This window comes from Providencia huaxiensis (assembly GCF_002843235.3).
Lineage (GTDB): Bacteria > Pseudomonadota > Gammaproteobacteria > Enterobacterales > Enterobacteriaceae > Providencia > Providencia huaxiensis.
This window is the reverse complement of sequence record NZ_CP031123.2, coordinates 235,732-248,096: the sequence shown is the minus strand read 5'-3', so window position 1 is coordinate 248,096 and position 12,365 is coordinate 235,732. Positions and strand designations below refer to the sequence as shown.

The following is a 12,365-nucleotide window of genomic DNA, read 5'->3' as shown; positions in this document are numbered from 1 at the left end:
AAGATCAGATTTTCTTTATTCTAACCTCAATTTCATTCTTTTCTGATTGCATAAGCTGCATGGCTTTTATACATTTAACTCAAATCACTTATCTTGGGTTAAAACGCATCAATATGACTATCACACTTATCGTTGTATTTGTTTTACTATTATTGGCCGTAGGCTGGGGGATCTCTATTTATAACCGCCTGATCAACGCTCGTAATCAAGTCAGCAATCAATTTGCCAATATTGATGTTATTTTAAAACAACGTGCAGACCAAATCCCGCAACTTGTTACCATCACAGAAAAAGCGATGGAGCATGAAAAAACATTATTTACTTCATTAAGTGATGCACGCCAACGCTACTTTAATGCCCAAAATATGCATGAAAAAATTGCGGCATCAAATGAAATGAACCGTGCACTCAGCAGTCTTGTTGCCATTGCAGAAAACTACCCGACTCTCATTTCTGGTGAGCAATTCACACAACTACAAATTGCCTTAAGTGAGGTTGAAAATAAAATCGCGCAGCGACGTGAAGGCTTTAATGATGCAACAACAGAATACAATACCGCAATACAAATGTTTCCAGATAGCCTGATTGCGAATGCCTTTCGTTTTACAGCACTGCCATTACTTGATATTTCTGAAGATGAAAAAAAATATCACGGCGTCCAGTTTAAATAATGTCAGCGTAAAGGTATCAATGCGTGAATATGTATTTTTTACTTGGTGCAGCCATTGGCGCTTTAATTTTATTTATTGATAATAAATTTTCGATGAATAAAAAAGTAAACTGGGGAATTATTCCTTTTATCAGTGTTGCTTGTGGAATGTGGTACTCACTCTCTCCTTCTATAGGCGACTATGGCAGTATCATTTATTACGTCATTGTACTCGTCATCACCTTTTTTATTACCCGCAATGTCGTCAGAGCTAGCAAAGCTGGCTATCAACGTTATCAACGCTTACAAAATGAAGGCTCATCAAAGTTTAGTGCGTTTCTTAAAGTCCTTGTGGGAATGCTACTAGCAACTTGCCTATTTGCTGGATTCTTTATCGACATGCGGGTATTTTTTATCGCATTTGTCTTAGCCTTCGTATTTAAAGCGATTGAAAATACACCAACCAAGCGCTTCTTAAAATTTCAGAAAAACTTAGCCACTTCAAAGATACGCTCAATGGCGATGGGGCTTGTGGAAATTGAAGGAAAAATTACTGCCGGGACAGTTATAAAAAGCCAGCTAGGCAATAAATCCTGCTATGGCTCCTTTTATTTTGAATATTCCATATCAAAAGATAAAGATGGTAAAAAGAGTTATACCTTACAAAATAGCAAATACAACATGCACAGCTTTACCATAACGGATGATACGGGCTCTGTTAAAGTAGAATGTGACCCTGATTATTTTATTTACCCTGGCTTAGAACCGCATATGGATATTGAAAGCGGTAATCGCCGTTACAAAGAATATTTACTTGAACCAAACAGTAGCTATTTATTAATTGGCACTGCAGATGCCAATGAAAAAGGGGAGCCCGTTATTATACGTAAGGCACCTCATATGTTATTAGGCGTCTCACCTTCTAACTATGTCGTCCGTTGGAACAAAACGGGTCCATTGCGTCGAAATTTAGCTATTACCGCCATGATTGCACTTTTTCTGATTGGTGTGATTTTGGTTACCCCGATGGATTACAAAAATGGGCAGCTCAATATGTATTTCGACCAGATTGCATTATTTGGTGATGACTAACATGGAAAAGCTTATTTTTTTCATCATTATCGCTGTTATTGGCTATGTTTTTATACGCTATTTTATTAATATTTATAATAATATTGTATTCTTGAATAATAATTGCCATAAGGCATTCGCGAATATTGATGTGTTATTAAAGAAGCAAGTTGAATTAGTTCCTGTATTAACCCAAGTTGCAGATAAAGCGATGGCACATGAAAAGCAGCTATTTAGTGAATTAATGGCAAGCCGCCAGCGCTATTTATCGAGCACCGCGATTGAAACCAAAGTCGATACCGCAAACCAGTACCCATCAAAAATAAAGCCACTGATTGCTGTCGCTGAAAAATATCCAACACTAATCAGTAAAGCGGTGTTAATGGAATTACAAACCCAAGTAAAACATATTGAAGACCAAATTGCAGACCGACGTGAGTTTTTCAACCAAACCGTCACACTCTACAATACGGATATTCATGTTTTCCCCAATCTTATTTTTGCCCGGTTATTTGGTTTTAAAAATATCCCCCTGCTATTTAGCCAACAGGAGCGTTCATCATGGTAAGTATCCCTTTCTCTTGGTTTGGTTTCACGGATTGGCTCATTCAACAAGAGGCAGGGCTTATCATTATGTTTGCGACATTTGGTACGCTACTGTTAACTTTTGTCGTGCTTACCATCCTCAATATATTCGGGTTTAAAAAGTACTCGCTCTATATTGCTGGCGCGTTATTGTGCTCCATTTTCATAAGCATGATGGTCATGATCCCACTGCTACTACTTTTCAGTATTGAAAACTCAATTAAGTTGCAACTTGTTTGGGTAGTGATTGTTGCCAGTTGCTTAATTTCATTTTTAAGCAACCGACATTATTTAGATATCTACTTCAATTCCATTAAAAAGAAAGCGGATAAAGAAGTCAAAAAACAAAATAAGAAACGTAAAAAATAGCACTTACTCTATTTATATTAAACTTGCTCTGCTTCTAATCTTTGCACATAACGGTAATGTGAAAATGTCACTAGCAACGCTATAAAAGCAATTAATGCTCCTAATATAAACCCACCTGAATAGCCTACCGCTGCCGTTAAACCAACAAGCATCATTGAACTGACTAACTCCCCAATGTCCCGTGTGCTTTGTACCGCGGTCATGTCAGTACCCGCTTGCTGATAACGTGATGCAAATTGCATCCCTGCTGTCATTATCGCGACCGAGGTGATCCCCGCAGATAATGAGCCAAATGTAATACACAGTGCAACTAAGCTCATTGACACGCCACTGAAAGATTGTAGCAACCACAATAGTGAAGAGAGTAAAGCAAATAACAGACCAAATGAGAAAGCGCGCCACACACCGATTTTACCGATTAACCACGCCCCACCGCCACAACCTAGTACTAATGTGACCATTCCACCAGCCATGCCCATTTTACCAATTTGCGCTAATGACCAACCTGCATCATTTAAGAATAATTTGGCTAAACCAAAACCGGAAACAGCCGTCACCGCAGAAAGCAAAGTTAATAATAGTAAACGCGGAGCACCACGGCGTTTAACCGTTTTTAATAGACTCGCTTTCTCGTTCATTTCCTGTGTAATTGATGGTGTTTTTAATGGACAGAGACTAATAAACACTAAACTGAGTAACGGTACACAAGCTAAAACCCCCAAGGCAAGGTGCTGGCCTAAACTTTCACTCATGATCATCAACCCTGCGCCACCAACAAAAAAGCCCGCCATCACCCCGGCTATCTGTATCGCATTAATTTTTGATAACATTGTGCCACTGACCTGCTCCGCAGCCATACCATCTGTTGCAATATCTTGGGTGGCACTGGCAAGTGAAGCGACAAACAACAAAACAATGCAGGGTAAAGCATTCGCAACTGACAGCCCGATGGTACTTAACGCAAACATCGTTACCGTCACAATGATTTGCATTGGAATAATCCAGCTTTTACGACGGCCTAAATGTTTCCCCCAATGGTTATCAACAAACGAAGCCCATAAAAACTTTACCACCCACGGCAAGCCGACTAATGGCAAAAAAGCCAATGCTTTCAGTTCCCCACCATCATGGCGTAAAAAAGTAGGCAACGCATCCATTGCGATCCCCATCGGTATCCCTTGTGCAAGATAAAGTAGCCCCAACGTCACTACTAACTGTTTATTCTGTAATAGATCTTTCATACCCACTCCGTGCACGTTTTGCTGTGCATGACAATTTTCGACAACCGAATAAAATAAGTAACAGCCCTATTCCGCCACATAGCAAAACAAGATTGATACGAGAAAAAGGCAACGAGCCAAACAAATAAGAGGCAATAAATGCGAGTAGCAACAAAATGGCAGAGAGAAAAAGGGATATCATCAAGCTAAACTGGGCATTTTTACAGAGTAAACTCGCGATACATGCTATCCCCCAAACCATAAAAAAGTGTATTGGCAGCAAAGCAGTGAACCATGGCATTACGGCTAGCAGCACACATGCGGACAACAGCAACCCACCGCAACAGCCCACGATAAACCTTGCGGCTAGGCTATGCATTCTTTTCCAACACCACATGGCGAGGCCAACAGAAACCAATATCAGCCCACTCAACCCTGCGATAAAATGCAGGTAACTCAATGTATTACTTACTTTAGGCAGCCATTGATATTGCCCATAATGCAAGGGTTGGATGGCAATAAAAGCACGTGTCCAAAAGCCTTGCTGTGCAGAATCTCGCACTGCAACTAACTGGCGTTTTTTACTATCAAGTTGATATTGTTCGAAATTAGAAGTGGATAACTGCCCATCACGCACACCGCCAATCACCCACGTATCACCTTGTTTGAACAAGGTTTGAGGTATAAAGCTAGGGACCGTTTGCTGTAATGCGCTGACTGCCGCAGTAATCGAGCTTTCAGCCACAGAAACGGGTGTTTTTAGTGGCTCAAACTCCCCCATCAAGGTTTTCATGATAATGTGTGGATTATCCGGTGCCGCCCTTTCCCCAAGGGAGACGGTTCCGAGCGCACCTAACCCCGATAATGCGCCGGTAAACGCAAATAAAACCAGCCACGGATAACACCATAAGCCAAGCCAGCTATGTAAATCGTGAAGCAATCCTTTTAAGTGTGTGGTGCGTGGCAAGTGCAACATTGTGGCTATTCTGCGACGTTGTATCACTAGCCCTGTGATTAATAAGACAACTAATGCAAAACCAAATAAACTGATAAAAATACGTCCAGGAAAACCCATAAATAAGTTTTTATGTAATGTCACTAGCCACATTGTCGGGCTATCTAATACAACCAATTTACCGCTAATCGCGCTATAGCTGAGTTCACATTTCCCCATACTTTGGCAAAAAGTGATCACTGGGTTGTGCTGTTCTGGCAATTGGATCATGGTTGCACTTGGTTGCAACGCAAGGAGCTGTTCGAGTGGTAATAACTTACCTGAAAGTGGCACATTGTTACCCCACAACCTCAATGCATCACTGCCTAAGCTCCAGCACCCGGTGAAAAAGATCACAAACAGAAAAACACCAAATAGCGCCCCCGCACTGCGATGTAATTGGTTTAAACGACGAGTGAGGGAAAGAGGCTGTTTATGCTTCATATCCACCCACCTATCATTAAAAATAGCGGCAATGGCCACCAACTATAGCTGCGTACTAATATTTGCCGCCAATTTGATGCACTGAGGTTATAAACCAATAACCCCATTGAGGTGATAACACTTAGAAATATCGCACCATATAAGCGTTCGAGCGGATCTGTTGATGGATAAAAACGTGCTATCAACATCGATAGCACGATCCCACTGAACAAGGTGCCAATAACTGCTAGGCAACTCACTAATTTCATTAGAAATCAGCCTTCAATGTAAACATCACATTACGTGGGTCACCATAGCGGTTATTCCATTGAGGAGAGAACAACCCTGAGTAATAACGACGGTCAAATAAGTTATTCACGTTAACCGCTGCCGTCCATGTTTCATCGATTTGATAACCTAAACGAGCATTGAAAATGGCATAACCGCCTTGGCGTAAAGTCACATTGCCGTTACTTGTACTGTATGCACTCTGGGCTTGCATGCCACCGCCCAAACTCCATTTTCGCTCATCCCAAGGTAAGTCATAGTTAGACCAGACGCGCAACATATGTCGCGGAGTTAAGGTGTTGTAAGACTCACCTTCGCGCTGGCTGTCATCACGGTATTTCGTATCCGTATAGGTATAACCCACAGAGACATCCCAAAATGGGGTCAGATAACCAATGCCTTCAAGTTCAAAGCCTTGGCTACGGACTTTACCACCACTAATGAAATAGTTATTAAAGCCCCCCGTTGGGTGCGCAGGGTCAATTTGTGGATTATTTTTGATATCGATTTGGTAAATAGCACCGGATAAGTTTAATCCGCCATTAAATAGCGCACCTTTGACACCCGTTTCAAGAGTTTGCCCTTCAACAGGCTTGAGCATTTTCCCGCTCCACGTTTTTCCTGTTTGCGGCTGATAGACCGTTGAATAGCTGCTATACCATGACCATTGGGGGGTAAAATCCCAAATTACGCCACCATAGGGGGTAAGACGGCCATTTTCCGTGAAGTTTGCTGTTGGCGTTTTGACATCCCACCAGCTATCGCGTACACCCGCAATAACCGTGACAGGTTCGATCACTTTGATGCGCCCCATCCCATATAAGCCTTTTTGGGTTGTTTTAGTTGGCCCAGCTGAACTATAAGCGCCAACACTCGGTTTTGGCACGCTGTGAGGGTTCCAACGATACACATTCACAGGCACATTTAAGGCGGGGTCTAAGTCTGCGCTATATTGCTTTTCACTGGCATGTGAGTAACTTGCACCAACAACCACATCGTGGGTTAACCCCCACGCGTCCACTTTGCCGTTTAAACTGGTATCTATACTGGTTTGTTCATTACGGAATTTATAGGCGCCCCCCATCAGCATCGCGCCATCACCCGTGACTGGGTCGATATTTCCCCATGCGCCTGCATACAGTAATCGAGCATTCACATGTTGATATTCTGCGTTAAGCTTATATTGCCAATCATCGTTGATTTTATGTTCAATACCCGCAAATGAGCGGGATGTATCCCACTTGAAGCGATCCCAATCCACATCTAAATAGGTTTTACGCGGTAGATGTAAATCACTGCCATCTTTGCCGAAAGGCACACCAGCCATATTAGTCACTGAATCAATAGTTTGGAACTGAGCCCCCAGACGTAATAATGTATCTGTAGTGACATCAATATCGACCGTGCCGTACATCAAACGGGTTTGTTGGTCAGAAACATCATAAAAATAGTCTTTGTCTTCCCACGCCATCACAAATCGCCCTCGAACAGAACCAGATCCATTCAGTAGCCCGCCAACATCCACTTCGCCGCGATAACGATCCCAACTTCCCGCACTTAAACTCAACTTGGCCATGTTTTCTTTTGGTGCATGCTTTCGCACCATATTGACAGTTGCCGCTGGGTTTCCCATACCATGCAATAGGCCGTTCGAGCCCCGCAGAATTTCGACCCGCTCGTATACCGCCATATCTTGAGGTGAGCTCGCCATATTCCCTAATAACGCGGGCACGCCATCAATTTCAAATGAGTCAATCTGGAAACCACGGACATAATAAGCGGTTGTTAACTTCACATAAGGCACACTGGTTACCCCTGTTGCACGTTGCATTACATCATCAAGGGTTTGTAGGTTTTGTTTTTCAATTTGCTCTCTATCAATCACGCTAACAGATTGCGCCACTTCTCGCGGCTTAAGGGCAATTTTCCCAAGCGTTGTTACACCGGGTGCAACATAGTCATCATCAACCTCTGAGGATGCTGTCACTTGTATAACATCCTGTTTCGGTTGTACTAACTCTGGGTTTGCTTGTACAGACCAACTCACTGTTGCACACAAAAGGGCACAAGGTGTTAAGCGGAATATTCCGCGTGACTTAATGTTATAAACGGACAGCATTTTCCACCCTAAAAAAGTTAAATGATAATTGTTATCAATTTAGCAATTAATGTGATGGGTTACTTTCGACTGCCGGAATTTGTCTATCGTTATCCGGCACGTCGATTGTTATTTTTTGAGTTGATTCGGGGAGATACCAAAGCGCTTGCGAAATGCAACGGAGAAATGAGCGGGGGTATAACCGACTTGGTAAGCTACGGTTGAGATATTTGCATCATTCATACTCAGCAGTTGAAAAGCCGTTTCTAAACGGTACTCCTGCAACCAGCCATAAATACTGTTACCGAATAATTGACGGAAACCTTGTGTAAGTTTACGGGTATTGATCCCTAACCGCTTAGCCAGTTCATCTAAACTGGGCGGAGATTCTATTTCCTGAATCAATATCGTTTTTGCCATATGCAGACTATCAATATCTCGCTGCCGTAATGTGCCCATAACCGCCGAATTCGCACTAGATAACGAATGATGTAAGCATAATGCCGTAATTTCAGACACTTTAGCGCTTAAATATAGCTGGCGTAATGATGAATGGGTTGGGCAAGCAAATAGTTGATGCGTAATTGCTAATATATTGGGAGGAATAACCAACTGTAATAGTTTTGGGGAATTTGGGTGATAACACGTATCTGGCAAACTTAATTGCTGCGCATCCAACCATTCAGGGGAAATATCTATCATGGTATATTTCATGGTCTGTTGGCCATAAAATTGATTATTCAATAGATAATTTTTCTGGCTACCCGATAAAATCAAAGAAGGCGAATTCACTTCAACATTTTGTCCCGCACTACTACGGCAGCCCATTGCGCCTTGATGGATAGCCACAATTTTTAGCCCAGCGGCTTGCTCTTCTTCAATACCTAAATCACGGTTAATCAGAAACTCACCGCGACGGATCCGAATAAACTCACCAACAGAGTGTTCTTCTCGGGCTGAATGCGCTTGAGTGAATTTATCTTCGATGCGCTGCTGCATAAAGGCTCTTACCTAGACGAATAAATAAACAGTGATAGTGACAAAAAAACGCCAAGATAACAATAATTATCATTCGCAATAAATAAAGAGGAGATTAATCAGTTTAAATTGAAGATTTGACTGTAGCTTTTAGGGTTCAAACGCAAATAAAGAATCAATGTTACTAATACAAAGACCACATGCATTGCCCATACCCATGTAAAACTCTGGCTCAATTGCTGTATCCACGCAGCACATAGTGGCCCAAAAGCTGCAATGATGAATCCCCCAGCCTGCATCAATGAGGTCAATGCCCCTGCACTAACCGGGTGAGGTAGGTGGTCTAAAGCGGTAATAATACTTAATGCAAAGCAGCCACCTAGCCCCATGCCTAATAACGCAACCCATAAAAGTGGCGCATCGCTGGCAAACAGCATCAACCCAGAAAAACCAAGAGCTTGGCAACTGAGCGTGACAATCAACCAAAAGCGACGGTCAATATTATGCGATGCAAATACGGGTATCATAAGCGCAGATAACGCCTGAAAAACCGTTAATATGGCAACAAATGAGCCACTTTGTGCAGCACTCATTCCCTGCTCTTGGAAAAAAGGTGCCAGCCAAGTCACCACGGTGCCATATCCTGCATTAATCAGCCCAAAGCCTGCCATCAACAACCATGCTCTCGGCTTGCGTAAGAACACCAATACTGAGACCCGATCTGCTTTTGAGCCCCGCTCCGTGTGTACATTCGCCCAAATAGCCAACAGCGCCAACAAAGCAGGGAAAGCTAGCCACGCTAAGGCACTCTGCCAATGACCTGTCATTTCCTCAACCAAAGGCGTAAGCTGTGCGCCGATAGCGCCTCCCGCCATCAATGTAGCTGAATATAGCCCGGTCATCATTGCCATTTTTTGGGGGAAATTCGCTTTAATAAGCCCAGGAAAGACCGACTGAATATAAGCCGCACCCACTCCACATAAAAAAGCGGTTAATAATAAAGCCGCACCATCCGCAACAAAGTAACGAGCGAGTGAACCGACTAGCAGTAACAACATTGCCGTACTGATACCCGTACGTTCGCCTATACGTTGGTTTAACATAGGTACAACCAATGCCCCAACCCCCATCAATAACATGGGTAACAGCGTTAAAAGCGAAATACTTTGATAACTCATCCCTGTCGTTTGAATAATATTGTCGATGACAGGCCCAGGCCCCGTCATAAAGGGTCGTAAGTTCAGCCCGACTAAGACAATGGTCAATATCAATGACAACGAAGATGGTGCTGTTTTACTCATTGAGATTGCCGTTCCCACCACTGTTGGTACAGGGTGCTACGCGTTTCATCATTAGGTTTTAATTGCTCAAACCGTAAACCTGATTGCTGCTCAGGAACGACCCTCAGCGCTTTTGCTATGGCGTCCGTAGAGAGCCCAAAAGGTGCGGCATCATCATTTGAATAGGCGTAGACGACCCGAGAGATCCCCGCCATTCGCATCGCGGCCAAGCACATCGGGCAAGGCTGCCCACTTGCATAAACCACACAGTCATCCAATTTCACACGGCTTAATTTTTGCCCTGCTTGACGCAATGCCATCAGCTCCGCATGGGCCGTTGGGTCATTGAGCTCAAGCATCTGGTTAACGCCACTTGCAACCACTTGCCCATCACGGACAACTATTGCACCAAAAGGCCGTCCGCCAGCTTGCACGTTCTCCATTGCTAAGTTGATAGCTTGTTGTAAAAATTGCGTATCCGACATTATTTCGCTCCTGAACGCTCAAGAATTTCGATTAAATTACGGTAACCTTTACTTTTCGCCAGCGTCAACGGTGATATCCCCGAACCATCCGCTAAATTGACATCTGCGCCACCTTTAATTAATTCAGTGACAATTTGTGCGTACTTATCGCTACCATCACCCAAAATAATCGCTTCAATCAGTGCAGTCCAACCCAACCGATTAACGTGATTGACATCAACACCCGCATCAATCAAGGTTTTGACCGTGGCAACATGGCCGCGCTCTGCTGCGGGGATCAACGCAGTTCCCCCGTAGCGATTGGTACTTTTCAAATCAGCACCATGTTGCAGAGTCAATACAAGTATCTCTTGCAAACCACGCGCCCCTGCGTACAAATAAGGGGAATCTTGCATATTATCCCGTGCATTCACGTCCGCGCCTTGCTCAATCAAAAAACGGGCAACCTCAAGATGGTTTTCATGGGTTGCCCCCATCAACGCAGTACGTTGGCGTGAATCTCGCTGTTCAATGTCTACGCCCTGCTCAACTAAGGACTTAACACTTTGTAAGTTACCTTGTTCAGCCAATGATACCAAAGAGTTAGCTTGTGAATTTGCCATGCCTTTCCCCATAAATATCAATGAAATCATAAGAATGCTAGCTAAGTGAACCAACCATTTTGCACGTAAAAAGAATGTTTTCATGATTAATCTCCCCTATGACTCTTTAATCTACTGAAAAAGTATGCTATTTAAAAATTAAATAACCAAATGATAGGTATTTATAAAATGAATTCGTTGCTCAATCTAGTTTTGTTGAAAACCTTTGTCACTGTCGCTGAGACGGGGAATTTCACCGTAGCTTCACAACATTTAAATTCAACGCAATCAACATTGAGTCAGCAGATCCAACGACTAGAAACTTTAGTCGGCCAGCCTTTATTTATCCGAGGGCACCGCATACTCACCTTAACCGAAACTGGAGAAGTTTTGTTAAGCTATGCAAAAAATATTTTGGCGCTAAATGATACCTTCTTTATGAAAATCACTGGCAATGCCGTCATTCAAACTATTCGGCTCGGCTTTCCTGAAGACCTCGCTTCTGGCCAAGTCACCCCGACACTGGCCGCATTTATGCAAGCTAACCCCAATGTGCGACTAGAAGTTACGAGTGGCCTAAGCCGCCAGCTCCATCAGCGCTACCAACATGGTGAATTAGATTTAATTATTGTGAAACAGAAGAAAGGTGAATTTAAAAGTGATTACCATTGGCCAGAGCCTTTGTGTTGGCTAACGAGCAACCAATATAAACGTTTCAATAATGATTCAGTACCTTTGGTGGTTTTTCCTGAAAACGGCCTTTATCGTAATGACATGTTTAAGTTATTAGACAATGAGCAACGCCCTTGGCACATAACTTATACTTGTTCTAGCCTTGCAGGTATTCAAAGTGCTATCGCAGACGGGTTAGGTATTAGTTTATTACCTTTACGAGCAAAACTTCCTCAACATCGAATTTTAACAGAAGAAGAAGGTTTCCCTGCTGCTCAAGAAATGGAAATTGCGATGCATTTCCAAGCAAATACTTCGGATACGGTGACTCAACTCGCTGAGAAACTGGCACAACAATTGGGGGCACGCGAGTGATGAATAAACTGATTGAATTAGAAAAAAAATTACATAACAGTACTAACCGACAGAATAGCGATTTTCTTCGCGAGATATTACATGAGGATTTTTTTGATTTGGTCGTTCTGGCTTTTCAACCGATAAACTCGATACCCTAGCGTCATTGGCTAATGAAACAGCTAAAACGATTTACGCCGAAAATTTCCACTGTTCGCAATTGAGTGATAATACGGTGTTGATGACTTATATCAGTTTTGAACAGCAAGATGGGGATAAAACCAAGCTAACTAACCGCTCATCTATTTGGCTAAAAAA

General features: G+C 42.8%; 13 protein-coding genes. 5 read left to right on the top strand and 8 right to left on the bottom strand.

The features are described from left to right. The first annotated feature begins 59 nt into the window (after positions 1-59). The 4 genes from CYG50_RS02580 to CYG50_RS02565 are packed head-to-tail and all read left to right on the top strand — an operon-like array spanning position 60 to position 2,674. Positions 60-671 (top strand): LemA family protein, encoded by a 612-nt coding sequence (locus CYG50_RS02580; RefSeq protein WP_229597534.1) that lies wholly within the window; start codon positions 60-62, stop codon positions 669-671. Positions 672-700: 29 nt separating this feature from the next. Beyond that, entirely contained in the window at positions 701-1,741 is a 1,041-nt protein-coding gene (locus tag CYG50_RS02575; protein ID WP_181490145.1) for a hypothetical protein, read from the top strand. A 1-nt stretch (position 1,742) separates the two neighbouring features. Then, positions 1,743-2,288: a LemA family protein gene (locus CYG50_RS02570; protein WP_168222823.1), complete on the top strand. Its 546-nt coding sequence runs from the start codon at positions 1,743-1,745 to the stop codon at positions 2,286-2,288. Then, entirely contained in the window at positions 2,282-2,674 is a 393-nt protein-coding gene (locus CYG50_RS02565; RefSeq protein WP_102139516.1) for a hypothetical protein, read from the top strand. Before CYG50_RS02570 ends, CYG50_RS02565 begins: the two co-directional genes overlap by 7 nt. A gap of 17 nt (positions 2,675-2,691) precedes the next feature. Here the strand turns inward: CYG50_RS02565 and CYG50_RS02560 are convergent, their stop codons facing one another. The 8 genes from CYG50_RS02560 to CYG50_RS02525 all read right to left on the bottom strand — a co-directional run bounded on the left by CYG50_RS02560 (position 2,692) and on the right by CYG50_RS02525 (position 11,126). Next, positions 2,692-3,915 (bottom strand): RhtX/FptX family siderophore transporter, encoded by a 1,224-nt coding sequence (locus tag CYG50_RS02560; protein ID WP_102139517.1) that lies wholly within the window; start codon positions 3,913-3,915, stop codon positions 2,692-2,694. Continuing rightward, a complete protein-coding gene (locus CYG50_RS02555; protein WP_102139518.1) occupies positions 3,893-5,332 on the bottom strand; it encodes a PepSY-associated TM helix domain-containing protein in 1,440 nt (479 codons plus the stop codon). The genes CYG50_RS02560 and CYG50_RS02555 overlap by 23 nt, the downstream gene beginning before the upstream one ends. Continuing rightward, positions 5,329-5,580, bottom strand: a complete 252-nt coding sequence (locus tag CYG50_RS02550; RefSeq protein ID WP_102139519.1) for a hypothetical protein — start codon at positions 5,578-5,580, stop codon at positions 5,329-5,331. The genes CYG50_RS02555 and CYG50_RS02550 overlap by 4 nt, the downstream gene beginning before the upstream one ends. Then, positions 5,580-7,718 (bottom strand): TonB-dependent siderophore receptor, encoded by a 2,139-nt coding sequence (locus tag CYG50_RS02545; RefSeq protein ID WP_102139520.1) that lies wholly within the window; start codon positions 7,716-7,718, stop codon positions 5,580-5,582. The genes CYG50_RS02550 and CYG50_RS02545 overlap by 1 nt, the downstream gene beginning before the upstream one ends. A 108-nt stretch (positions 7,719-7,826) precedes the next feature. Continuing rightward, positions 7,827-8,696 carry a helix-turn-helix transcriptional regulator gene (locus CYG50_RS02540; protein ID WP_102139521.1) on the bottom strand — a complete coding sequence of 290 codons (870 nt, stop codon included), beginning with the start codon at positions 8,694-8,696 and terminating at the stop codon, positions 7,827-7,829. 98 nt (positions 8,697-8,794) lie between these two features. Beyond that, the gene (locus tag CYG50_RS02535; RefSeq protein WP_102139522.1) at positions 8,795-9,976 is read right to left on the bottom strand and encodes a cyanate transporter; all 1,182 of its coding nucleotides are present in this window, start codon (positions 9,974-9,976) and stop codon (positions 8,795-8,797) included. Continuing rightward, positions 9,973-10,440, bottom strand: coding sequence for a nucleoside deaminase (locus CYG50_RS02530; RefSeq protein ID WP_102139523.1), 468 nt, complete (start codon positions 10,438-10,440; stop codon positions 9,973-9,975). The genes CYG50_RS02535 and CYG50_RS02530 overlap by 4 nt, the downstream gene beginning before the upstream one ends. Next, a complete protein-coding gene (locus CYG50_RS02525; RefSeq protein ID WP_102139524.1) occupies positions 10,440-11,126 on the bottom strand; it encodes an ankyrin repeat domain-containing protein in 687 nt (228 codons plus the stop codon). The genes CYG50_RS02530 and CYG50_RS02525 overlap by 1 nt, the downstream gene beginning before the upstream one ends. Before the next feature lie 84 nt (positions 11,127-11,210). Here CYG50_RS02525 and CYG50_RS02520 point away from each other — a divergent pair, with 84 nt between their 5' ends. Next, positions 11,211-12,068 carry a LysR substrate-binding domain-containing protein gene (locus CYG50_RS02520; protein ID WP_166266751.1) on the top strand — a complete coding sequence of 286 codons (858 nt, stop codon included), beginning with the start codon at positions 11,211-11,213 and terminating at the stop codon, positions 12,066-12,068. The last annotated feature ends 297 nt before the right edge of the window (positions 12,069-12,365 follow it).